Genomic DNA, 21,978 nt, shown 5'->3' with positions numbered 1-21,978 from the left:
GGCGACGCCAGTGAGCTGCGACAAAGCACCACACCTGATCAGCATTGATCGCGCGCGCCGCCAGCACCGCGGATCGGGTCGATTAGCGCGTGCGATGTGCCCGATTGTCGCAGTTGTCGCCCTGAGACTGTGCTCATAAAGTGTGCAGGCTTTGAGCGGAGGCAGACACTTCCACGGTAGCTCGAGGCGCGGCATTTGAACCCGTTCATGTGCCGGTTGCCAGGCCCTCTTCCCAGAGGGCTTTTTTTTGCCTGATAAACCCGCTCATCACTCGCCCGCGTGCCGGTTTGGCGTTCATGAGCCCGGTTCATCGGGTTCGGTGCTGCGCTCGTTGCCGTTGAACGAGGAGCCCCAGTGCGACAGCCCGCCACAGTCAGGAGGGGAGAGCGCCAAGGCGTGGTTCTTCATTGTGCAATGAGGCGCGGCCTGTGGTGGTTTGTCGCAGGTCAGGTGGCGCGCACTGGCATGCTAGATTCTGCGTCGACACGGCATTTTCCCTTGGCAGGGTTTTGGTCGCGTTACTGAGCGCCAGGAATCGCAAGGTTCCTGGCGCTCCTTTAATGTGTGTTCGAGCCTCAACCGGCGGTTACGGGCTCTGCACTGGCACCTCCACATGCCCCTACTTGACCTGCGCCTCCTCCAACAGCCAATGCGCAAATGCCTGGATGGGCGCGCGGCTCAGCTCTAGGGGTTCAGGTAACACGAGGCAAAAGGTCTTGGCCACATTCTTCTCCTGCGGCCATGGCGCAACCAGTCGACCTTGCGCCAGCTCTGCCTCCACGTACAGGCGCGGTACGAGTGCCACACCGAGACCAGCCAGTGCGGCCTCAATCAACATCGCATGCAAATCGTAGCGTGCGCCCATCGCTGGGTTGCTCAGCACAATCCCGGTTTCTTGGGCATAGCGCTGCCACGCATCCGGGTGCTGTCGTCGGTGTAATCGTGGCAGTGAATCCAGCGCCGTTGCCGGTTTGCCCTGATTCAGGAGGGCAGGGTGACAAACCGGAATGAGCACTTCCTTCAACAGGCGGTGCGTGTGCATGCCTGTCCAGGCCGGGTGCTCAAAATGGATGGCGGCATCAAAGCCGCTACCGGCAAGCACGAACGGTTCCATGCGTTCCGAGAGATGTACGCAGATATTCGCGTGTTGCTGGCTAAAGCCAGGCAACCGAGGGATTAGCCAGCGCAAAGCAAAGGTTGGGCTGACGGCGATATCCAGGCTGGCGCCGTTTCTGGGCTGGCCCATCAAATACTGGCTGTCCCTGTCGAGGCGGTCGAGTAGTTCGCGCACTTGCGCCGCGTAGCGCTCACCGTTAGGCAAGAGCCGCACGCGGTTGCCCACGCGCTCGAATAGGGTGACGCCCAGAAAGGCTTCCAGGCGGCCTATCTGCCGACTGATTGCGCCCTCGGTCAAGGCCAATTCATTGGCGGCACGGGCGAAGCTGCCATGGCGGGCTGCCGTTTCAAAGGCAATCAGGGCTGCATTACTCGGTAGCTTTCGACGCATGGTCTTTTCCTGTAGCCAAGGCAGCCACCTTGATGTTTAGTCACTGAAGGGTGCCGAAAGATCGTTTTATGGGGCTCTACCGTGCCACTAGCATGATGGAACATCAATCCATGAAGTGACTTTATGATTTACACAGTCGAATGCAACTACGCTGACCCTGCCAGCGAAGCCGAGTGGAATGGGTTTTACAGCCTGGAAAAACTGCCGGCGCTGATCTCGGTGAGCGGTTTCAGCGCTTCACAGCGTTTCGAAGCCTTGAGCGGCACTTGCCCGGCCTACTTGGCCTTGCATTCAGTCGACACGCTTACCGTATTGCAGAGCGACGAGTACCGCGAAAAAGGCGGTGGCACTTTTTCCGGCTGGCAGTCGCACATCACTGATTGGAGACGCAACCTCTATGCCGGGCAGGACCGGGCAGTTGCCGTGGGCGCGGACGAGTTCCTGTTGATCAGTGAACAAGGCCCTCACGTGTTGATTGAGTTAGGCCTTACGCCTGTAGCGCTGCACGCCGTTGCGTTGGACAAGACCCCTGCACACCGCTGGTTGGCCAAACTGGATTGCGTTCAGGCCAGGGCCTGCGATCTGCAGGGGCTGAATGTGTATCGCGCCATGACCGTGCAGTTACAGTCATGAGTAACGTGGACATCCCTCGCTGGAGACTCCCCAGCCAGCAAGTCGGCGAGTTTTCAATCACCGCCATCAGCGACGGCTACTTGGGGGCGAGCCTGGATTTTCTCGCCAACATCGCGCCAACGGAGGCGGTCCGACTTCAGTTAGCCGCCGGAATCAGCGAGCCAGCGTCAATCCATATCAATTGCTATCTGATACGTGGGCGTGGCCGAACGGTTCTGATCGACGCTGGCGCCGGCGGATTCAATCAATGGGGCGGCGAGTTGCTGGCCAATCTTGCATTGGCCGGCGTGCAACCCGGTGACATAGATACGGTTCTGCTGACTCACGCGCACCCCGACCACATCGGTGGCTTGTTGAACGCAGCGGGACAAATGGCCTTCGCCAATGCTGAGTTGGTTGTGCATCAGCGAGAGCTAGCGTTCTGGGAGGACGATGGCCACCTTGGCCAGGCCAGTGAACGCGCGCGTCGAAACTTTCTGTTTGCACGAAGGGTGTTCGATCAGTACCGAAAAAATCTGCGCCCGTTCACCGCCAATGACGTCCTGCCGGGCATCAGTGCGATGCCGTTGCCTGGGCATACCGTCGGGCATTGCGGCTACCGATTTGAGTCCGTGGCAGGCAGTCTGCTGATATGGGGCGATATTGTTCATTTTCCTCAGATTCAGATTGCGCGCCCTGATGTCACGATTGCCTTCGACCAGGACCCGCTGCTATCGGCGGCCACGCGAACGAGGCTGCTGGACGTTGCCAGTTCAGACAACTTGATGGTCGCTGGCATGCACTTGGGAGCGCTCGGCTTTGCTCATATCAAGCGCTCCGGGAACACCTACGCCATTGCTTACGAAACGTGAGTCAAGTATCGGCTGAGCGGCAAGGTGCCTAGAGAATCCGGGGCGCTTCAACCCCTTGTCGCGAACAGAACAGTTCTTGCGCACCCGGCTAAACATAGGTCGCAACTGTTGCAAGGCAAAACGTCGCAGACCGGTAGTCTAAGGTGATGCCCCGGGAGAATATCAATGACTCGACGCGCTTGCTTGGCCGCTTTATTGACGCTGACTGTTTCAACTGCATTTGGCGCGCCCAGTTACGATCATCTCTATGCGTTCGGTGACAGTTACTCTGACAATGGTGCGGGTCAAACCTTCACTAGACTATTGGCCACGCAGAAGGTCAAAGACGCACAGGAACTACCGGGCTCGTTGTACTGGAAGGGACGCTGGAGCAATGGCCCCACCGCCGTAGAGGAGCTGGCTCGCGCGTTGAAAACCGACCTGACCGACTACGCGATTGGCGGCGCTAAAAGCGGCAACGGCAACTACTACGCCTGGATGGAGCCATCTCGCGACACCGGGGTTTTTGGCCAAATCGCCGATCATCTGAACGCCGCGAAAACGCACAAAGCGGATCCGAATGCGCTCTATTTTATTTTCATCTCAGCAAACGATTTTTTTGAATGGGCCGACTTTTCGCACCCAGAATCGATTGACGTGCTAAGCCAGAACAGCGTGGCGAATATACAAAAGGCTACCCAGACGCTGATTGCAGCCGGCGCGAAGCACGTGATGGTCGTGGGGACTACGGATTTGAGTCATGTGCCGGCCGTGGTGCAGGGCAATCAGGTCAAGAACGCAACAGAATACCAGCAGATACTCGAACAAAAGCTGCCCGCCGTGTTAACAACACTGGCTAAAGCCCATCACGTCAGTATTAGTTACTTTGACCACCTGGCCTTCAGCAACAGGCTTCGTACAGCCCCCGATGTTGCGGGCCTGAAGGATCTGGATAGCCCGTGCCAAGCCACCTATCCGGACGTCAAGCCGGTGTGTGAACATCCAGATGCCCACTACTACTGGGATGAATGGCACCCGACCCGTAAAGTTCACACGCTGGCCGCCGAGGCGATGCTTGAAACGTTAAAGGCCAACCGCTGATGTTCTCTAACCGGCCTTAGCCGACGCGCGCGCAGGGTAAATCACGCAGCTAATCGCCCTTAGCGTTGGTGTCCGGAAGATGTGTCGCCCGGACGGTTAAAAACGTTAGGTGCCGCCTTCACCTCGAAGACCGAATTAGTGCCGGCCCTGGAGTGGGCCGCAAGTGCGACGCGCGCCAGTGCAGGAATCGATTTGGAGTGAGTGCGCGTCATAATTGAAGCGCGATGATTTTCAACCGTGCGCTGACTGATTCCGAGTTCTGCAGCAATGTTTTTACTCGGCTTCCCTGCAAGTACCATGTCCATGATTTGACGCTGTCGCAAAGTAAGACTGTCGATGCAATGGGTTGCGTTCTGAGTCCACGCCATTTTTTTGTTTGCGTCCTGCGAGTGCTCCAGAGCGCGCGCAACTATTTGCAGAACCTCGTTGCGACTAAACGGCTTTTCGATGAAGTCCGATGCACCGGCCTTCATCGCATTCACGGCAAGTGAAACGTCGTGGCTGTCGCTGATCATGACGGTTGGCAGTTCATCGCCATTGCTTCTCAGCCGGTGGATGAGTTCAAGGCTTTGCATTCCAGGCAGGTTCGCATCTACCAGCAAGCACGCGCGTAGGCCGGGAGAGTATGCCTCCAGGAACGCCTCGCACGAAGCATAGTCCTGAACTTGATAGTCTTTGGATTCGAGCAAACTGCGGATGGTAGTGCGAAAAAAATCGTCACGATCAACGACGAATATGATGGATGTTTCGGTGTCGGCGGTTTCGGCTTCCTCGCGGCATTCATCTTGGGCAATCACCAAACGCTGTTGTTCAAGCAGAGACGTAATGACGAAAATAATCTCTTTAAGTTTCGCTGGCTTGTTGAGCTGAGTACAGTGCTCAAAGGCTACGTCACGCGCGGTTTGATGAGAAATATCACCCGTGAGAATGATCGCAGGCATGCTGCGATGCAGTGTTTTGCGCAGTTGAGTGATGACTTGTAAGCCATTCAACGAGCCCGGCAAATTAAAGTCAGCGAGTATCAGATCAGGTTGCACGCCGCCTTGGGTGACGCTTTCCAGAGCGCTCAGCCCGTCAACAGCCATCTCCACTTGATAACCTTCGGACTTGAGTAGCATGCCCAGTAGTTCGAGGACCTCGACATCATCGTCGACAATCAGGATCATTTCACCGTCGTGCGCCAGGGCGTTCTCTTTTAGATCAGTTTCTAGCTGAGCATTTGGTAACGAGATGACGGGACGAGAAAAAGTGACATCAATGGAAAATACCGACCCTTTCGCTTGAATCGATTGCGCGCGCAGTCGATGTCCCAGCACCGAGCACAGTTGCTTAACCATAAGTAAACCTGGCGCATCTGCCTGGGCTGCGTGGTCGACAGGTACATAGCGATCCGGGGAGGGCACCGGCTTGGACGTCTGCGTCACGGTGCCGCAATTCCAGACTTCAATGCTGAGCCACCCGCCGTGCCGGCGGCAGCCCAAAAGTATGCGGCCTTCATGGGTGTGTTGCAGTGCATTGGACAGCAAGATACGCAGCATCTGCTCAAGCAGGCGCGGGTCACTTTCTACGATGAGTTGACAGGGTACTACCTTGAGTTTCAGACCTTTAGCGCCGGCTTTGTAGCTGAACTCATCGGCGAGCCGATCGAGCAAATCGCTGATGCGAAAGTCGGAGGGGTTTGCTCCATTAGCGTCTGTTTCAATGTGGTTGATATCCAGAAGCGCGTTAAGCATTCCGGAGATTGCCCCCACCGTTTCGCCCATTCTCGCGGTCAGTTTTCGAGGTTTCTCATCTTTAAGCATTCCCAGCAACAGACCCTGCAACAACTTAAGCGTCTGCAAAGGCTGGCGCAGATCATGGCTCGTCGATGCGAGAAAGCGTAACCGAGTGGCCGTCGCCTGTTTGGCTTGTTGCGTGGCCCTTTCGAGTGCCTGCGTCAGCTGTTTTTTTTCGCCCACCTCCGTAAAGGTGATGACCACGCCCTCAACACAATTGTGTTGCAGGTTGTAGGGCGAAATACGGCGGACAAAACTCATGCCATCACGTGACTCAACGTCTCGCTCCAAAACAACCCTGTCGCGCATGACGGTTCTGGCGTCATCCAGCAGATTGAGATCAGTGGCCATGGGGCGAAGGTCTGCCAGTGGTCGCCCGATGTCTTGGCTAAGGATATTGAACAGCGGCTGACTGGCGGGCGTGAACAAGCGGATATTCAGATCTGCGTCGAGCAGAATGGCTGCAATGTGGGTGCTGTGGAGTACGCCTAAAGCAACCTGTGAGGCAGCCCGTTGCTGTTCCAGTGAACGCCGCAGCTGTTCGTTTTCACTGTTAAGTGAGCGTAGGCGGTCAAGGGGCTCCGTGGTCATTTGAGGTGTAGATGCCTTTTTCTGGCCCCGTGTTGCAGCGTCAGCTAAAGGTGGTCGTGTAAGCACCTCGGGCGTGGCCGTTCCCGCATCGAGTGGACGGCGAACTGGCATTGTGATTTTCCGTATCACTGCGTTCCGAAGGAACACCTCTGTTTTGAGACTACACCCCTTTGAGTGCTACGCAATCTCGCATTCGTGCGGCTAGGCCGTTTAAGGCGTTTAAAGGTGTTTAAGGGCGTTTAAATTGCGTCAACAGATGGCCGGTTAAACGCTATCTCGACTTTGCTGGGGAGAGACCGTTGATTCCGTTGCCGTCAGCGCCAATATCTGCGATCAGCGGTTCGCTGTTAACTGCGTCGGCCTGCCTAACCACCGGAACCTGAGTAGTTTCCGAGCCTGCTGCGATATCCCGCAAACGAATACCGTGATCTACGCAGTTGCGCCTAGTCAGCCCCGACTCTTCAGATTAAAAGGAGCGCCACCATGAGAGGACTCATTTCAAAAAGGCCGGACGTGCCAATGAGTAGCCAGTAGCGCGGGGAGGCGTCAGTGTCGCGAATGAACTCGTAACTAGGCGCCTAAGTTGCATGGCTCTGCAGCGGACTTCGTAGCCCAAGGCAAGGTCAAGGCCGCTATTGAATGGCGCCCGCTGTCGGCGATCAACCCGCGTTTTTAGCGCCCTGAATGCAGTGGCGTTCCATCGCGGGCGATCATTGATTGGGGTGCTGTTTAAGAGGGTGAAAAACATGAACCGGTTGAATGCAGAGTCTGAACCGAGCAGTCGCCAGACCGCCGTGTTAACCGTGCGGCAGATGACGGAGGCTGACCGGCTTTCGGTTGCTGCCGGCGTGTCGTCTTTCGAGTTGATGGGCAATGCCGGAGCGGCTGTGGCGCGCGAAATCGGGTGCCGCTGGACTCCCAGGCCGCTGTTGGTTTTGTGCGGGCCTGGCAATAACGGCGGTGACGGGTTTGTCGTCGCGCACTTGCTGGCTGAAGCTGGCTGGCCAGTGCGGGTGGCAATGCTGGGTAGCCGGTTCAGTCTCCAGGCCGAGGCCAGGCAGCATGCACAGCGGTGGGTCGGGGAGGTCGAGGCATTGAGCCCGTCGGTACTTGAAGGGGCCGAATTGGTGGTGGACGCACTATTCGGCGCGGGTCTTAGCCGCCCACTGGAAGGGCAGGCGCTGGACACCCTGGCCGCCGCCGGACGCGGCTGCGTACCGATTGTCGCAATCGATACGCCCAGCGGTGTGATGGGCGACACCGGGGAAGCGCTTGGAGCCGTAAAGGCGGTGCTGACCGTGACGTTTTTCCGCAAGAAGCCAGGCCACCTGTTGCTGCCGGGGCGGGACTTGTGCGGCGAAGTCATTGTTGCCGATATTGGCACGCCCACGTCGGTGCTCGATGCCCTCGCACCGTTGGCCTTTGAGAATCATCCCGCGTTGTGGCTGGCCGACCTGCCGCGCGTTCATGCCGATTCCAATAAACACACTCGCGGGCATGCGTTGGTATTTGGTGGCTACCCGATGACCGGGGCCGCTCGCATGGCGGCCCGAGGTGCAGCAAGAGCCGGAGCGGGCCTGACAAGCATTGCCGTGCCTGAAATAGCGCTACCTGTCTATGCCGCGACGCTCAACAGCATCATGGTGCATCCCTGGGTGACGCCGGAAGACTTTGGTCATTTACTCAACGGCAGTCGTTTTTCCGCTTGGTTGGTCGGCCCTGGTGCCGGGGTCAACAAAGACACGTTTGGCCACGTCTTGGCGATGCTTGCAACGGCGCGGCCCACGGTGATTGATGCCGATGCCATTACGGTCTTTCAGGATGACCCTGCGGCCCTCGATCGTGCGATACAGGGCCCGTGCGTGCTGACGCCCGATGACGGTGAATTCCGCCGGATATTTGACCCCGCCGGCGACAAGCTAAGCCGTACCCGAGCAGCAGCCCTGCGCTGCTCGGCGGTGGTTGTGCTCAAGGGCAGTGACACCGTGATCGCGGCGCCTGATGGGCGGGCAATCATCAACAACAATGCGCCTGCATCCTTGGCCACTGCGGGTTCCGGCGCCGTTCTGGGTGGCATCATTCTGGGGTTGTTGGCCCAGGGAATGTCGGCATTTACGGCAGCGGCGGCGGGTGTCTGGCTGCACGGCGCGGCGGCGGCCGAATGTGATCCCGGATTATTGGCAGAGGATTTACCGGATTTACTGCCGATCGTTTTCCGTCGGTTGTACAGCTCTGTGGAGGCTTGTCAGGTACGCGACAGTGTTTTGCGAAATCGGTAGCCGTGAACCTTCGGCCCGAGTCTTTCACTTATTGATACAGGGCCTGGTCAGATGACGGACGATGCAGTAGAAAAAATTCTCGCGGCGCTCGGCGATGAACCACCCCACGAGCATTGGATAGAGGCGTTGAACAACGGCACCCATGTGCTGATTCGCCCGTTGCATCCACAAGACCGGCAACTTGAGTTCCAGTTCATGGGACAGTTGTCCGCCGAGTCGTTTCGAACGCGTTTTTTCGGGGTAATAGGGGCGGCGCAGGTGCCGCTCCTGGATCAAATGATGGACGTGGACTACCGCAACCGTACCGCTTACATCGCGATGATTCATGAGAATGGCCTGTTGTGTGAAGTTGGCATCAGTCGCTATGCCGTCGCAGCGGATGCCCAGCAGTGTGATTGCGCAGTGGTTGTAGCCGACCGTTGGCAGCGTCAGGGCGTGGGCACGCTGTTGATGCAGCACCTAATCGTTACGGCCCGGCAAAATGGTTTCAAAAAAATGATGTCGGTTCATCAGAGCAATAACTTTGGAATGCATCGCCTGGCTCGAAGCCTTGGGTTTCATGGCCGATACCCGGCGACTGGCGATGACGAAATTATTTACGAACTCGACCTGACTCCCGCCTTTGGGTAACGCCTCAGTGAACGAAGCCGGAGTGTGCATGATGCTGATCACTACCCATCAAACCAGGCCTGTGATGTCGTTTCCATTACTGCCCCAACCATCGGTAAAAACCGCTGATCACTGCGCCATTCGCGAGGTGTTTTTATCGTCGGAGTGTTCTGAGCAGGTGTGTGAACGCTTCGATGAATTAATCACTCACACCGTGCGCATTGCAAAGGGCGCTGAGCTTTATCACGCAGGGGTCAATGCGCGGTATCTATATTTTGTGCGGTCCGGCAGTTTCAAAACTGTTCTAGTCGGCGAACAAGGGTTCAGCCTGGTCACCGGATTCCCCATGTCCGCAGAACCGATAGGGCTGGAAGCAATTACCGGCGAACCGCACGTGTGCTCGGCAGTCGCCCTGGAAGACAGCGAAGTTTATATGATCTCTTATCAGCGCTTGGAACAGCTTGCCCGCGAGGTGCCCTCGTTACGCTTGAGCTTGAGCAGAATGCTTAGCCGAGAAATTACCCAGGGCCAGAGCAGGCTATACACGCTGTGGCACTACAACGCAGAAGAGCGTTTGGCAATCTTCATGTTGGGGCTGTCCAAGCGCTTTGCGCAGCGGGGGTACTCCGCGCACCGCTTTCTGTTGCGTATGTCACGTGAGGATATTGCCTTGTCCATTGGCGTAAGGTCCGAAACGATTTGCCGAGCCATTGCGCGTCTGCGCGAAATGAGCTTGATGGCGGTCGAAGGGCGTAGCGTCGAAATCATGGATTTGCCTCTGCTGAAAGCGCTTTGCCAGCGTGGTCAAACACCTGAGTCATAAGCGCCAAAGGCGCGCTCAAGGGGCCACCGATCAATTAAATGCCCGAGCATCACTGCAAAGAGCCACTAAGTAGTTTCCGAACCTCCTGTGCCCGCATGACACCTGCGCAGCGCGATCGCGAGCCTTTTCCACCCTCTCCCGGCGTGGGATGGCCCTCTGACAACGGCGTTGTAGTGCTACTCAAGATCGCTTGTAGGTAGTTTCCGAACTACTCTGTAGCCTGTCAGGCCGCTAACTTGGGGCTCTGCCATTGTGGAGCCGGGTGGATATTTAGGCGTTGCGCGGCCGCCGCACGCCCGGGCGACGTTCGGCATCGTCTGTGCCCTCAGCTCGAGTGGGTGTCATTCCTCCACTCAATCGGCCAGTCGCTGTGTCGTTGATGGTTACTGTGGCTCGCCCAACGCCCCTGAACAGGCCTGGCTAACCTGCTGCTCCGGCACGCGCTCATTGACCGAGCAAGGCTGCACCCCGGCTCGCCACGACAACCGAACAGGAAGCTGCGAGATGACGCAACGCCAGGTGACGCCCGAGAGCGGTGCAGTGAACGTCGGCGTGGTGACTGCCGTGCGCGGCAGCGTTGTGGATGTTCGTTTCGATGCGGTGCTGCCGCCCATCCATACCCTGCTGCGCGCCGGTGATGCCGGCCAGGTGATCATCGAGATTTTGGCCCAGCGCGACGAACACCACGTGCGTGGCATTGCACTGACGCCCACCCAGGGGTTGGCGCGAGGGATGAGCGTGCAAGACACCGCAGGCCCGTTAAAAGCGCCGGTGGGCAATCAGATCCTGTCGCGCATGTTCGACGTCTTTGGCAACACCATCGATCGCCAGCCCGCGCTGGATGCCGTGCAGTGGCGCTCCGTACACCAGGCGCCCCCGCCGCTGGTACGCCGCTCCACCCAATCCGAAGTGTTCGAGACCGGCATCAAAGCCATTGATGTGCTCGCCCCTCTGGAGCGCGGCGGCAAGGCCGGCTTGTTCGGTGGCGCGGGTGTCGGCAAGACGGTGCTGCTGACCGAGATGATCCACAACATGGTCGGCCACCAGGAAGGCGTGAGCATCTTTTGCGGCATCGGGGAGCGTTCACGAGAAGGCGAAGAGCTTTATCGAGAGATGAAGGCCGCCGGTGTGCTGCCCAATATGGTAATGATTTTTGCCCAGATGAATGAGCCGCCTGGGGCGCGCTTCCGGGTCGGGCATGCGGCATTGACGATGGCGGAGTACTTTCGCGACGACCAACACCGCGATGTGCTGCTGCTCGTCGACAATATTTTTCGTTTTATCCAGGCCGGTTCCGAGGTTTCCGGCTTGATGGGGCAGATGCCGTCTCGCTTGGGTTACCAGCCGACGATGGGCACTGAACTCGCGGCGCTGGAAGAGCGTATCGCCAACACTGACAGTGGCGCTATCACCTCTATTCAAGCGGTCTACGTGCCGGCTGATGACTTCACCGACCCGGCGGCGGTACACACCTTCTCGCACCTCTCGGCATCGATTGTCTTGTCGCGCAAACGCGCGAGCGAAGGCCTGTTTCCAGCCATCGATCCCCTGCAGTCCAGCTCGAAGATGCTCACGCCGGGCATTGTCGGCGAGCGCCACTACCGGCTCGCACAGGCTATCCGCCGCACGCTTGCCCAGTACGCTGAACTCAAAGACATCATCGCCATGCTCGGGCTTGAGCAATTGTCGCCGGATGACCGCAAGGTGGTAGCGCGCGCGCGTCGCCTGGAGCGCTTCCTGACCCAGCCATTTTTCACCACCGAGCAATTCACCAACATGCCCGGCAAGCTCGTCAGCCTGCAGGACGCGCTGGAGGGGTGTGAGCGCATCCTGGCAGACGAGTTCAAGGGCTTCCCGGAAAGCGCGCTCTACATGATCGGCGCAGTCGATGAAGCTAAGGCGAAGGCCACGCCTGAGACCCCCGAGGAGCGTAGTCATGCCGTTGATGACACTTAAAGTATTGCTGCCGTTCGAAATTTTCGCGGTTGAAAGGAACGTGTCGCGAATCGTCGTCGAGACGGTGCAAGGTTCGTTCGGCCTATTGCCCAGGCGCCTGGACTGTGTCGCGGCGCTTGTGCCAGGCATCCTCAGCTTTCAGAGCGAAGCCCACGGTGAAGTGTTCTTTGCGCTGGACGCAGGAGTGTTGGTCAAGACCGGACAGGACGTGGTGATCTCGGCGCGGCGGGCAGTGCGTGGCGATGATCTGTCCCGGCTACACGACGCAGTCGCGCAGGAGTTTCTGACACTGGATACGCAAGAAGTCGCCATGCGCGCGACCATGGCTCGCCTGGAGAGCGGTTTCATGCGCCGCTTCGCGTCATTACGCGATCGCCGGTCATGAAGCAGAACCCGAAGCGCCCACCGTCCACGCCTGTACCAGGCGACCCGACACTGGCCGAACAGGTCGGCGCCAAGGCCGCCCGTAAACTCAAGGCGCGCCGCAGCGCTACACCTGGCGTGTGGTTTGGGCTGGGCATGATGGGGTTGATCGGCTGGTCAGTGGTTGTCCCCACATTACTGGGCGCAGCCCTGGGACTGTGGCTCGACCAGCAGCACCACCCGTCCGGCGGCCGTTCGTGGACCCTGGCGTTGTTGGTGGCGGGGCTGACAATCGGCTGCTTTAACGCGTGGCACTGGGTGGCCAGGGAAGACCAGGCCATGCACGACGAACTCGATGAGAAGGAGCAGGATGATGATTGACTACGGCAACTGGGTACTGGCTGGGGCGGGCGCGCTGTTGGCCGGTGGCGCGCTGGGTGGAATTTTCTTCGGCGGGCTGTGGTGGACCGTGCGCCACGGCGCCTCGTCGCCGACCCCGGCACGCTGGTTCCTTGGCAGCCTCATCCTGCGAACCGCCGTCGTATTGCTTGGCTTCTATGTCGTCGGTGCCGCCCAACCTGTGCGCCTCGGGCTGTGCATGCTGGGTTTCCTGGTGGCGCGTGCTGTCGTCATGCGCGTCACACAATCGACCGCAATCACCAAGGCAGCGCATTCGCCGGGAGCACCGCCATGCGCCTGACGCCTGATGCGTGGATCTTTTGGCAGGATGGCTTCTTGAAGCTCAATGCCACAATTGTATTCACGTGGGCACTGATGGCAGTGCTGGTGTTGGGTGCAGCGCTGATCACACGCCGCCTAGCCACAGGCCACGAGCGTTCGCGCTGGCAAAACCTGCTGGAGATCGTGGTGACGGCAATTGTCGGCCAGATCAAGGATGTCGGCCTGAAGCATCCGCGCCGTTACCTGGGCTTTCTCGGCACGTTGTTCCTGTTTGTCGCGGCTTCGGCGCTGGGCACCGTGGTCCCTGGCTTTGAACCGCCCACCGCTTCGCTGTCGACCACCGTTGCATTGGCTTTGTGCGTGTTGGTGGCGGTGCCGATGTTTGGTATCTACAGCCAGGGACTTGGGGCTTACATGAAGTCGTACATGCAGCCGACGCCGATCATGCTGCCTTTCAACCTCATCAGTGAAGCCTCGCGCACGTTGGCCCTGGCGGTACGCCTGTTCGGTAACATGATGAGCGGCGCCATGATCATCGCCATCCTGTTATCGATCACGCCGTTTGTTTTCCCCATTGTGATGACAGTGCTGGGCTTACTCACCGGCATGGTGCAGGCCTACATCTTTACCATTCTGGCGGCGGTGTACATCGCTGCGGCCACCCGTAGCAGCACAGCGTCCACGAAGCCTGCACCGGCAGCGGGGTCCTGAGCCACTGCGACACCTCCTTCAACTCACATAAAGGCCCCTTATGGACTCTCTCACCTGGATCGCCATTGCTTCGATTGTCATGGCCGGCTTGACCACCGGCTTCGGTACCATGGGCCCGGCATTGGCCGAGGGCAAGGCGGTGTCCGTGGCGCTCACGTCACTGGCTCAACAGCCCGATGCGTCAGCGACCATCACGCGCACCTTGTTCGTCGGCCTGGCGATGATCGAGTCAACCGCCATTTACTGCTTTGTCGTGTCGATGATCCTGATCTTCGCCAACCCATTCTGGAATACCGCTATCGCGTCGGTTGCCCAGGCGGCAGGTAAATAGACCGTGCTCATCGACTGGTTCACCGTCGCCGCCCAAGTGCTGAATTTCCTCATCCTGGTGTGGTTGATGAAGCGTTTTCTGTACCAGCCGGTGCTGAACGCCATCGCTGCGCGAGAAGCGAAGATTGCTGCCGAGCTCAAAGACGCTGCCGACACCAAGGCCAAAGCCCACCAGCAGCAAGACGAGTTCGAGAAAAAGAACCAGTCTTTTGACGAACAACGGGCGGCCCTATTGAGTAAGGCCGTCGCGCAAGCAAACGATGAACGTGTGCGCCTGTTGGCCGAGGCGCGCAGTGCCGCAGACGCTGCACGTGAGATGAGCGCAAAAGCACTGTTGGCACACACGCAGGATCTGCACGCCAATTTAGTCCGCCAGACGCAACGACAGGTTTACGACATCTCACGCCGGGTGCTCGGCGACTTGGCGTCGGCCAGCCTGGAGCAGCGCGCTTGTGAGGTCTTCCTCCAGCGCCTGCATACGTTTGACGGACCTGCGCGAGACGAATTGGCTGCCGCCTTGAAGGCCACGTCCAACGACGAGCCAGCACGACTGCGCAGCGCATTCGACTTGCCGGCCGCGCAGCAGAGCTTGATCCAGTCGGCATTGGATGAGTGGGCCGGGCAGGCCATTGTGCTCAAGTTCGAGACCGCGCCTGAACTGGTCAGTGGTATTGAAATCAACGTGCAAGGGCTGACGCTGGCGTGGAGCATTGCTGACTACCTTCAAGCGCTGTCGTCAGATGTGCCAGAGCAACAATCCTCAACGGGGCGCACATGCCAATGATCGCGCCTGTCGACGCTACGCGGCAACACGCCGAGGAAGAGGCGTTCAGCCTTATCAGCCAACGACTCCGGGACTTCAAGCCGCATCTGACCCTGCATGAAGTGGGCACAGTGGTCAGCGTCTCCACCGGCATTGCCCGTGTCCAAGGGTTGCCGCACTTGGGGTTCGAGGAGCTGCTGACATTTCCCGGCGGTTTGTCGGGCATCGCGTTCAATCTGGACGAGGAGGGCGTCGATGTAGTGCTGCTGGGCGATTCGGCTCACCTGCGCGCCGGTCAGAAAGTCCGACGTACCGGGCGAGTGATGGACGTCGCAGTGGGCGATGCGTTGCTGGGGCGGGTGATCGATCCACTCGGCCGCGCCCTGGATGGTGGGGCGCAGCCTGCGACCCGATCGCGCCTACCCATCGAACGGCCGGCGGCGCCGATCATGGACCGTGCACCCGTGACCGAGCCGCTGCAAAGCGGCCTGAAAGTCATCGATGCGCTAATCCCCATCGGCCGAGGCCAGCGCGAACTGATCCTGGGCGACCGCCAGACCGGCAAGACGGCGATCGCCATCGATACCATTTTTAATCAGCGCGACAAGAACGTGTTGTGTGTGTATTGCGCCATTGGCCAGCGAGCGTCGGCCGTGGCCAAGGCGGTGGCCAACCTGCGAGAGAGAGGGGCGTTGGCCTACACCGTCGTGGTGGTCGCCGAAGGCAACGAAGCGCCGGGACTGTCCTATATCGCGCCCTACGCCGCCACCAGCATCGCCGAGCATTTTATGGAGGCCGGCCGCGACGTGCTGATTGTCTACGACGACCTGACTCACCACGCGCGCGCCTACCGCGAGCTGTCGCTGTTGCTGCGTCGGCCACCGGGGCGCGAGGCCTTTCCGGGCGATATTTTCTACATCCATTCGCGCATGCTGGAGCGCGCGACCCATCTGAACCAGGAACGCGGCGGCGGTTCGATGACAGCACTGCCCATCATTGAAACCGAAGCCCAGAACATATCGGCCTACATCCCGACCAATCTGATCTCGATTACCGATGGGCAGATCGTGCTGTCGCCGTCATTGTTTGAACTCGGCGTGCTGCCGGCCATTGATGTCGGCCAGTCAGTGTCGCGTGTCGGCGGCAAGGCTCAACGCCCGGCTTATCGCGCCGTGGCGGGCGCCCTCAAGCTGGCCTATGCGCAATTTGAGGAGCTGGAGACCTTTGCGCGCTTCGGTGCAAGGCTGGACGAGGACACGCGCCAATCCATCGTTCACGGCCAGCGCATCCGCGCCTGCCTGGGCCAGTCGGAGCTTTCACCGGTGACGGTGCCTGCTCAAATCGCGATTTTGCTGGCCTTGAATGCGGCACTCTTCGACCCGGTGCCGCTTGAGCGCATGACGGCTGCGCAGCAGGCTGTGGAGGCGGCCGCCGATGGCCTCCCGGCTGTTCTGGGCAAGCGCCTGGCCGATGCCGAGGCGCTCACCGACGCTGATCGCGAGCAGGTCACCGAAGCGGCGCGCCAGGCACTTGCGGCGTTTGTGCCTGCGCCCAAGGAGGTTTGATGGCTGCCACCATCACGGCATTGCGCCGCCAAATCAGCAGCGCCTCTGACCTCAAGTCCGTTGTCCGGGTCATGAAAGCCTCCGCCGCATCGGCCATCGGGCAGTACGAGCGATCAGTGGCGGCACTCGCCGACTACGCGCGCACCGTCGAACTGGGGTTGGGCGTTTGTCTGCGTGCGGTCGATCCCGCAACGATACACGCCCGGGCACCCCATGCACGGGATGAGGGTCACACTGTGCATGCGGTGGTATTCGGCTCCGATCAGGGACTGGTCGGGCGGTTCAACGACGAGGTGGTCGACTACGCAATCGCCCAGTTCGCGTCCTTGCCGGTGAAGGTTTGGGCGGTTGGTGAACGTGTGCATGAACGACTGCTCGATGCCGGTAGAGCGCCCGAAGGCGTGTTTGCCGTGCCTGGGTCGGTGGAGCAAATCACGCAACTGGTGGGGCAGGTCCTGCAAACAGTCCCGATGGCGGACAGCGAGGGCGCGGGAGAACCACAACGTGCCACGCTGATGCTTTTCTATAACCGGCCCAGCGGTAACGGCTATAGCCCGGTGAGCCAGCGACTGCTGCCCCTGGATGAGCAATGGCAACAGGCACTCGCTTTGCAACCCTGGCCCACGCCTCAATTGCCCGAAGTCCTGAGCGCGAACACACAGACGCTGCGTGCGTTCATCCGTGAGCACCTGTTCGTCTCGCTGTTTCGCGCCAGTGCCGAGTCGTTGGCCAGTGAAAACGCCAGCCGTCTTGCCGCGATGCAGCGCGCAGACCGCAACATCGGCGAACTGTTGCAAGACCTTGACGCCACCTATCACCGTTTGCGCCAAGCCGGTATCGACGAGGAACTCTTTGACGTGATTTCAGGTTTTGACGCCCTGTCGCCGAACGCCGATGCCGGCTCCCAGGGTTGAACCGACGGGGCGTGCTGTCGCATTGCGTCTCCCGCCTTGCCTTTGCCGCTAATCAGCCGTTGCTGTGCGGTATCGACAAGTGCCCGCGTGCCTGTACACGCGCCCCAAGTGTTATTCGATGATTTCATTGAGCGTGCAGTAATCCGTCCATTCCATCTCAACCATTTCTGACACTTCTCGATGGAACGCCAGGGTCATGCTTTTCAGCTCTTCGGGAGACTCCGAGATCATGGTCAGCGTCAGCTCCCATACCGCTATCCCAAGTCGTGCTGCCTCTTGCTCAAAGGCCGATTCGATACACACTTTCTTTTCAGCCTGACTCAGTCCCTGTACCGCTTCATTGAGGGAAGAGTCGCCTTTGAAGAATTTTGATAGCGCGAGTTCTTTGCGTAGCTCATCTGAGTTCATCAACGTCTCCGCGACTGCGATGGGGGCCGGCTTTTGCCGTGTAATCAGCGGGTATTGAAGCCACTCATGCGATCTCGGTCTCATCGAACCAGCTACGGATCGTCCGGGTGAAAAACAGATGCACGGTATCCCACCAACGTGTCCACCAATAGCCTTGCTCTGCGTCCACAAGGACGACCAATGGCCGCTCCCCCAGTTTATGTTCGGCGTCGAACAGATCTAGCCTTCCGATGACTGTGCCTGCAGTGATAGGGGCTTCGATCGGACCGTCAAACGCCAAGCGCATCTCGATTTTTCGACTTGCGTTTTTAGGCAGCGTGAGAGTCATGTCGTCGAGCAACCCCACGCTGATGGACGGTTGTTTACCCTTCCAGAGCGCAGCCTGTGCGAGTACTTCGCCGCCTTTCTTATAGGTTTGGGTGTCGTAGAAGCGAAAACCGTACCCCATCAGCTTTTCTGTTTCTTCCGCACGTTTACGGGTGCTACTGGCGCCCAGTACTGCACTGATCAAGCGTTGCCCATCCCGCTGTGCGGAGGCCACCAAGCAATACCCCGCCGCCTCTGTATGACCGGTCTTCAAACCGTCGTAGATGGAATTGCGCCACAACAGTGCGTTGCGGTTGGATTGCTGAATGCCGTTCCAGGTGAAGGTTTTCTTGGCGTAGAGAGGGTAGTAGGTGGTCCCTTCATTGATGACTTTCAGAGCTAAGGTCGCCATGTCTCGCGCGGAGGAGTAATGCTCCGGGTCCGGTAGACCGGTGGAGTTCATAAAGTGCGTGTTGATCAATCCCAGCGTTGAAGCGGTCGAGTTCATCATCCCGACAAACCCGCCTTCACTTCCCGCGATATGTTCGGCCAACGCCACGCTGGCGTCGTTGCCTGAATCGATGATCACGCCGCTCAGCAAGTCGTGAACCGAAGCAGAACTGCCAGGTTCGAGGAACATGCGTGAGCCACCAGTGCGCCAGGCGTTTTCGCTCACGACGACTTGGTCATCGGCGCTTATCCGCCCCGACTTGAGCTCACGTGTAGTGACGTAAGCCGTCATTAATTTGGTGAGGCTGGCCGGGGGGAGGCGTGCATCACTGTTGTGGCTGGTAATTACGCTGTCCGTTGCCGCGTCGATCAGTATCCAGGCTTCGGCACCCAGCTTCGGTGCAGCGGGGATCATTGCCCCCAGGGTTGCATTGGCAGCCAGCGCGTCGTTTGCCCAAAGAAGCGGTGGCGTTACACAAAGCACGGTCAACACACGCAGGAACAGCAGATATCTCACAAGCAAAAGGCCTTGGGTCAGCAATAAGTGCTGCCAAATTAGGCCTCGCAGGCGGGGCGCTCAAATTAACCAGTGTTAAGTTAAATTTAATGTTCAGGTACAGATCAATCGGTGGCTTGACCGATGAACAGCGGGCAATGAATCAATACGCATGTTCCCCTGTCCAGGGCGGCAGGGCGGATATCCAGTGTGTACCCGTGCAATTTGACGATGGCGGCGACTAACGATAAGCCTAAGCCGTGGCCAGGGTTTATCTGGCTTCCCTCACCGCGATAGAGCCTGCGAATGACATGTGTACGATCCGCTTCAGGGATGCCGGCACCATCGTCGACGACTTCAATCATGACCGATGAATCCTTGACGCTCCCGCGCAATTCGATATGGCCGCCCTCAGGGGTAAATTTAAGGGCGTTATCGAGCAGGTTGACCAGCGCTTCGAACAGCAACGAAGAGTCGCCGTACACCCTGGGACAATCGCTGGGAATGGCCAACGAAAGCGTTTGGGAGCGGTCCAGCGCCATCGGCTCATAAAATTCATGCGCCTGTTTCAACAGCGCCATGATCGGAAAGGGCGCAAATGCAGAACGACGACGAATATCCTCAAGCTCGGCAACCCGCAGCAGCCCTTGAAAACGCACCATGATCGACTCGCTCTCCTCAAACGCCTGGTTCAAGGCCTGCTCATGTTCACGCGCCAGCGGCAATTGCTGCAACTGATAGAGCCTTGCGCGCAAGCGTGTCAACGGCGTGCGCAAGTCATGGGCAATACCGTCGCAGACGCTTTTGACTTCATACATCAGTTGCTCAATATGATCGAGCATCGTATTGACGGCGCTGGCCAGCATATCCAGTTCATCGCGGCGTGCGGACAACGGCAAACGTTCAGACAGGTTGCCCGAGACAATACTTTCGGTACACAGCTGCAGGCGTTTGACACGCCGCAATGGCCGCCGCCGTAATAAACGCCAGCCAATCAATCCGGGGATAAGGGTTAATGACAACCCCCACATCAGTGCCTGCTCGATAATGCCACCCACGGCGGATATTGACCCTCCGTCACGGGCCAGAATGAGGATATGCCCGTCGGGGCGTCGTGCCATCAGGGCATAGCTGCTTCTGGTTTCGGTGCTGGGTAACGCAATGCTCAGGCCGCGCTCAAGGTAATGGACTTGGCCATCGTCGGGCAGGTTGGAGCGTAGTTTCAGCAGGTCGCCGGCGACGTGTTTGCCATCGGGTGCAAACAAGCCGTAGGCGTCGATCCCTGGCGTTGAAAAAGCCTCACTGGCAGCCAGCTCTGCGAGCAATTGGGTGTCGTCGATCTGTTGATAATAGTGGGCGCGTTGCAACAACGTCCGTTCAGCGACCGTTCCGAGATAGTGGGAAATTTCCCAGTACAGCACACCCGTAAAAAGTGCGCCCCAGGCCACGAAAAACACTGCGTAAAACCCGATCAGCCGACTTCCGGACGAGCGCCAATCCTCATTTTTGGGTAACGAGGACATAGCCGGCACCGCGTATTGTATGGATGACAGGCGAGTTTTCGTCGCTTTCCAGCTTTTTGCGCAGTCGACCGATGTGCACATCAATGATGTTTGTTCCAGGGTCGAAGTGGTATCCCCAGACGCCTTCAAACAGCATGGTGCGCGTGACCAACTGGCCGGCACTGCGCATCAGGTAATTGAGCAGCTTGAACTCGGTGGGCAGCAGTTGGATGTCTTCGTCATTTCGAGTCAGTTTGTGCTCTACCAGGTCCAGGCGCAGGTTTCCGCAACTGAGGTGGGGGTTGCTGGGGTCTGCGGCAGTGCGTCGAAGCAATGCATCCAGGCGTGCGACCATCTCGACCGCGGAAAACGGCTTGGTCAGGTAATCGTCGCCGCCCGCACGGAGCCCCAGGACGCGCTCATCCACATCGGACAGTGCGCTGATCATCAAGACCGGTGTTTGAATCCCAAGGCTGCGCAAGGTGCTGACAATTGTCAGCCCGTCAAAGTCAGGCAGCATGCGATCCAGGGTAATGGCGTCGTAGCCGCCTGCAATCGCCAAGGCCAGTCCGTCGCGGCCGGTAGCAGCCCACTTTGAGCTGAAGCCGTGGCGTTGGAGCTCAGCGACGATGATTTCAGCAGTCACCTGATCGTCCTCTATGACCAACGCACTACTCATGATGTCCTCCATTTGAACGTGTTTTCAGCGCTCCCGACTCAATGCCGACACCCAATGCAAGCGAACCCTATTGATCTAAGGCGCGCCCGAATACTAACTATTTCTTAACCCACCTTAACCTTCCCATCTCGCCAGCATGGATATATTCGCTATAACAGCCTAACGCGCTGACTTAGATGAGGGGGAAATAGTGACGACTTATCTGGCTTTCTTCTTGCTGACTTTTGCCTTGGTGTGCGCCCACACGAGCTGGATGACCCGAAAGAGAAAGCGCAGCGATGGCGCCTAGGCATTCGGGCTTGCCGGTTGCGTGCGTCGTCGCACGCTGCGTGGCCGGACGAAGAAGGGGGCCGGCTGATCGTGTTAATCCGACCATCAGCCGGCCTTGCACGTCCATATTTGAATAAAACGCTGGCGAGCGGTTGGCGCGCCAATCCAGGGATTCAGGGCGTGACACTGGCCATCAACCCACAGCGGGTAATCGCCAGCCTCCGGTGTGCGCCCCAGGCGCAAGGGTTGCAGCGGCGGCCAGCATGGCGAAGCGGTTCTTTACGCGCATGGGAATCTCTGCGTCTTGTTTGTTTTTATTCAGGGCGACTCCACAGTAGTTGATTGATCAGCACAGTCGCGAGCGGACAGTCCTACCCTGCATCAGATTGCCGGGGTAACTGCACGTGGAGTGGGTAGCAGGGGAAGATGATGGCTA

The 21,978-nt window shown here is 58.7% G+C and carries 21 protein-coding genes; 15 read left to right on the top strand and 6 right to left on the bottom strand.

What is annotated here, in order from left to right; genetic code table 11:
* Window positions 1-619: 619 nt before the first annotated feature.
* A complete protein-coding gene (locus P3S72_RS16470; RefSeq protein ID WP_276193132.1) occupies window positions 620-1,507 on the bottom strand; it encodes a LysR substrate-binding domain-containing protein in 888 nt (295 codons plus the stop codon).
* Between the two features lie 123 nt (window positions 1,508-1,630).
* Between P3S72_RS16470 and P3S72_RS16465 the strand changes: the two genes are divergently transcribed.
* The 3 genes from P3S72_RS16465 to P3S72_RS16455 all read left to right on the top strand — a co-directional run bounded on the left by P3S72_RS16465 (window position 1,631) and on the right by P3S72_RS16455 (window position 4,071).
* Window positions 1,631-2,140, top strand: coding sequence for a sugar ABC transporter (locus P3S72_RS16465; protein WP_276193131.1), 510 nt, complete (start codon window positions 1,631-1,633; stop codon window positions 2,138-2,140).
* Window positions 2,137-2,991: an MBL fold metallo-hydrolase gene (locus P3S72_RS16460; protein ID WP_276193130.1), complete on the top strand. Its 855-nt coding sequence runs from the start codon at window positions 2,137-2,139 to the stop codon at window positions 2,989-2,991. Before P3S72_RS16465 ends, P3S72_RS16460 begins: the two co-directional genes overlap by 4 nt.
* 165 nt (window positions 2,992-3,156) lie before the next feature.
* Window positions 3,157-4,071 (top strand): SGNH/GDSL hydrolase family protein, encoded by a 915-nt coding sequence (locus P3S72_RS16455; protein ID WP_276193129.1) that lies wholly within the window; start codon window positions 3,157-3,159, stop codon window positions 4,069-4,071.
* A gap of 59 nt (window positions 4,072-4,130) precedes the next feature.
* Here P3S72_RS16455 and P3S72_RS16450 read toward each other — a convergent pair whose 3' ends face one another.
* The gene (locus P3S72_RS16450; RefSeq protein ID WP_276193128.1) at window positions 4,131-6,548 is read right to left on the bottom strand and encodes a response regulator; all 2,418 of its coding nucleotides are present in this window, start codon (window positions 6,546-6,548) and stop codon (window positions 4,131-4,133) included.
* Between the two features lie 635 nt (window positions 6,549-7,183).
* Here P3S72_RS16450 and P3S72_RS16445 point away from each other — a divergent pair.
* The 12 genes from P3S72_RS16445 to P3S72_RS16390 all read left to right on the top strand — a co-directional run bounded on the left by P3S72_RS16445 (window position 7,184) and on the right by P3S72_RS16390 (window position 17,431).
* A complete protein-coding gene (locus tag P3S72_RS16445) occupies window positions 7,184-8,716 on the top strand; it encodes an NAD(P)H-hydrate dehydratase (RefSeq protein WP_276193127.1) in 1,533 nt (510 codons plus the stop codon).
* 51 nt (window positions 8,717-8,767) lie between these two features.
* Window positions 8,768-9,346, top strand: coding sequence for a GNAT family N-acetyltransferase (locus P3S72_RS16440; protein WP_247398834.1), 579 nt, complete (start codon window positions 8,768-8,770; stop codon window positions 9,344-9,346).
* Window positions 9,347-9,374: 28 nt separating this feature from the next.
* Window positions 9,375-10,148, top strand: a complete 774-nt coding sequence (locus P3S72_RS16435; protein WP_276193126.1) for a cyclic nucleotide-binding domain-containing protein — start codon at window positions 9,375-9,377, stop codon at window positions 10,146-10,148.
* Window positions 10,149-10,652: 504 nt separating this feature from the next.
* A complete protein-coding gene (gene atpD, locus P3S72_RS16430) occupies window positions 10,653-12,104 on the top strand; it encodes a F0F1 ATP synthase subunit beta (RefSeq protein ID WP_276193125.1) in 1,452 nt (483 codons plus the stop codon).
* The gene (locus P3S72_RS16425; RefSeq protein WP_247398843.1) at window positions 12,085-12,489 is read left to right on the top strand and encodes a F0F1 ATP synthase subunit epsilon; all 405 of its coding nucleotides are present in this window, start codon (window positions 12,085-12,087) and stop codon (window positions 12,487-12,489) included. Before atpD ends, P3S72_RS16425 begins: the two co-directional genes overlap by 20 nt.
* Window positions 12,486-12,848, top strand: a complete 363-nt coding sequence (locus P3S72_RS16420) for an AtpZ/AtpI family protein (protein WP_276193124.1) — start codon at window positions 12,486-12,488, stop codon at window positions 12,846-12,848. Before P3S72_RS16425 ends, P3S72_RS16420 begins: the two co-directional genes overlap by 4 nt.
* Entirely contained in the window at window positions 12,841-13,167 is a 327-nt protein-coding gene (locus P3S72_RS16415) for an ATP synthase subunit I (RefSeq protein ID WP_276193123.1), read from the top strand. Before P3S72_RS16420 ends, P3S72_RS16415 begins: the two co-directional genes overlap by 8 nt.
* Entirely contained in the window at window positions 13,158-13,859 is a 702-nt protein-coding gene (locus P3S72_RS16410) for a F0F1 ATP synthase subunit A (RefSeq protein ID WP_247398850.1), read from the top strand. Before P3S72_RS16415 ends, P3S72_RS16410 begins: the two co-directional genes overlap by 10 nt.
* A 40-nt stretch (window positions 13,860-13,899) precedes the next feature.
* The gene (locus tag P3S72_RS16405; protein ID WP_247398855.1) at window positions 13,900-14,190 is read left to right on the top strand and encodes a F0F1 ATP synthase subunit C; all 291 of its coding nucleotides are present in this window, start codon (window positions 13,900-13,902) and stop codon (window positions 14,188-14,190) included.
* Between the two features lie 3 nt (window positions 14,191-14,193).
* Window positions 14,194-14,973: a F0F1 ATP synthase subunit delta gene (locus P3S72_RS16400; RefSeq protein WP_276193122.1), complete on the top strand. Its 780-nt coding sequence runs from the start codon at window positions 14,194-14,196 to the stop codon at window positions 14,971-14,973.
* Window positions 14,964-16,517, top strand: a complete 1,554-nt coding sequence (locus tag P3S72_RS16395) for an alternate F1F0 ATPase, F1 subunit alpha (protein WP_276193121.1) — start codon at window positions 14,964-14,966, stop codon at window positions 16,515-16,517. Before P3S72_RS16400 ends, P3S72_RS16395 begins: the two co-directional genes overlap by 10 nt.
* Complete coding sequence (locus P3S72_RS16390; RefSeq protein WP_276193120.1) at window positions 16,517-17,431, top strand: F0F1 ATP synthase subunit gamma; 915 nt, start codon at window positions 16,517-16,519, stop codon at window positions 17,429-17,431. Before P3S72_RS16395 ends, P3S72_RS16390 begins: the two co-directional genes overlap by 1 nt.
* Window positions 17,432-17,542: 111 nt before the next feature.
* On the opposite strand, the gene P3S72_RS16385 is transcribed toward P3S72_RS16390, so the two are convergent.
* From P3S72_RS16385 to P3S72_RS16370, 4 genes are all read right to left on the bottom strand, one after another.
* Window positions 17,543-17,839 carry a DUF6388 family protein gene (locus tag P3S72_RS16385; RefSeq protein WP_247398310.1) on the bottom strand — a complete coding sequence of 99 codons (297 nt, stop codon included), beginning with the start codon at window positions 17,837-17,839 and terminating at the stop codon, window positions 17,543-17,545.
* Window positions 17,840-17,903: 64 nt separating this feature from the next.
* Window positions 17,904-19,136: a D-alanyl-D-alanine carboxypeptidase family protein gene (locus P3S72_RS16380; RefSeq protein ID WP_276193119.1), complete on the bottom strand. Its 1,233-nt coding sequence runs from the start codon at window positions 19,134-19,136 to the stop codon at window positions 17,904-17,906.
* 80 nt (window positions 19,137-19,216) lie between these two features.
* Window positions 19,217-20,614 (bottom strand): HAMP domain-containing sensor histidine kinase, encoded by a 1,398-nt coding sequence (locus P3S72_RS16375; protein WP_276193118.1) that lies wholly within the window; start codon window positions 20,612-20,614, stop codon window positions 19,217-19,219.
* Window positions 20,592-21,272, bottom strand: coding sequence for a response regulator transcription factor (locus P3S72_RS16370; RefSeq protein WP_247398301.1), 681 nt, complete (start codon window positions 21,270-21,272; stop codon window positions 20,592-20,594). Before P3S72_RS16370 ends, P3S72_RS16375 begins: the two co-directional genes overlap by 23 nt.
* Window positions 21,273-21,978 lie beyond the last annotated feature (706 nt).

Origin of the sequence: Pseudomonas sp. D3, assembly GCF_029320995.1 — a bacterium.
GTDB lineage: Bacteria > Pseudomonadota > Gammaproteobacteria > Pseudomonadales > Pseudomonadaceae > Aquipseudomonas > Aquipseudomonas paraveronii.
The sequence above is the reverse complement of the archived record's forward strand: the minus strand, read 5'-3'. Positions and strand labels throughout refer to the sequence as shown.

Coding starts and splice junctions, on each gene's coding strand:
- P3S72_RS16375 (WP_276193118.1), bottom strand. CDS start 20,614: ATGTCCTCGTTACCCAAAAATGAGGATTGGCGCTCGTCCGGAAGTCGG.
- P3S72_RS16405 (WP_247398855.1), top strand. CDS start 13,900: ATGGACTCTCTCACCTGGATCGCCATTGCTTCGATTGTCATGGCCGGC.
- P3S72_RS16440 (WP_247398834.1), top strand. CDS start 8,768: ATGACGGACGATGCAGTAGAAAAAATTCTCGCGGCGCTCGGCGATGAA.
- P3S72_RS16385 (WP_247398310.1), bottom strand. CDS start 17,839: ATGAACTCAGATGAGCTACGCAAAGAACTCGCGCTATCAAAATTCTTC.
- P3S72_RS16390 (WP_276193120.1), top strand. CDS start 16,517: ATGGCTGCCACCATCACGGCATTGCGCCGCCAAATCAGCAGCGCCTCT.
- P3S72_RS16370 (WP_247398301.1), bottom strand. CDS start 21,272: ATGAGTAGTGCGTTGGTCATAGAGGACGATCAGGTGACTGCTGAAATC.
- P3S72_RS16435 (WP_276193126.1), top strand. CDS start 9,375: ATGATGCTGATCACTACCCATCAAACCAGGCCTGTGATGTCGTTTCCA.
- P3S72_RS16450 (WP_276193128.1), bottom strand. CDS start 6,548: ATGCCAGTTCGCCGTCCACTCGATGCGGGAACGGCCACGCCCGAGGTG.
- P3S72_RS16425 (WP_247398843.1), top strand. CDS start 12,085: ATGCCGTTGATGACACTTAAAGTATTGCTGCCGTTCGAAATTTTCGCG.
- P3S72_RS16465 (WP_276193131.1), top strand. CDS start 1,631: ATGATTTACACAGTCGAATGCAACTACGCTGACCCTGCCAGCGAAGCC.
- P3S72_RS16410 (WP_247398850.1), top strand. CDS start 13,158: ATGCGCCTGACGCCTGATGCGTGGATCTTTTGGCAGGATGGCTTCTTG.
- P3S72_RS16415 (WP_276193123.1), top strand. CDS start 12,841: ATGATTGACTACGGCAACTGGGTACTGGCTGGGGCGGGCGCGCTGTTG.
- P3S72_RS16460 (WP_276193130.1), top strand. CDS start 2,137: ATGAGTAACGTGGACATCCCTCGCTGGAGACTCCCCAGCCAGCAAGTC.
- P3S72_RS16455 (WP_276193129.1), top strand. CDS start 3,157: ATGACTCGACGCGCTTGCTTGGCCGCTTTATTGACGCTGACTGTTTCA.
- P3S72_RS16395 (WP_276193121.1), top strand. CDS start 14,964: ATGCCAATGATCGCGCCTGTCGACGCTACGCGGCAACACGCCGAGGAA.
- P3S72_RS16470 (WP_276193132.1), bottom strand. CDS start 1,507: ATGCGTCGAAAGCTACCGAGTAATGCAGCCCTGATTGCCTTTGAAACG.
- atpD (WP_276193125.1), top strand. CDS start 10,653: ATGACGCAACGCCAGGTGACGCCCGAGAGCGGTGCAGTGAACGTCGGC.
- P3S72_RS16420 (WP_276193124.1), top strand. CDS start 12,486: ATGAAGCAGAACCCGAAGCGCCCACCGTCCACGCCTGTACCAGGCGAC.
- P3S72_RS16445 (WP_276193127.1), top strand. CDS start 7,184: ATGAACCGGTTGAATGCAGAGTCTGAACCGAGCAGTCGCCAGACCGCC.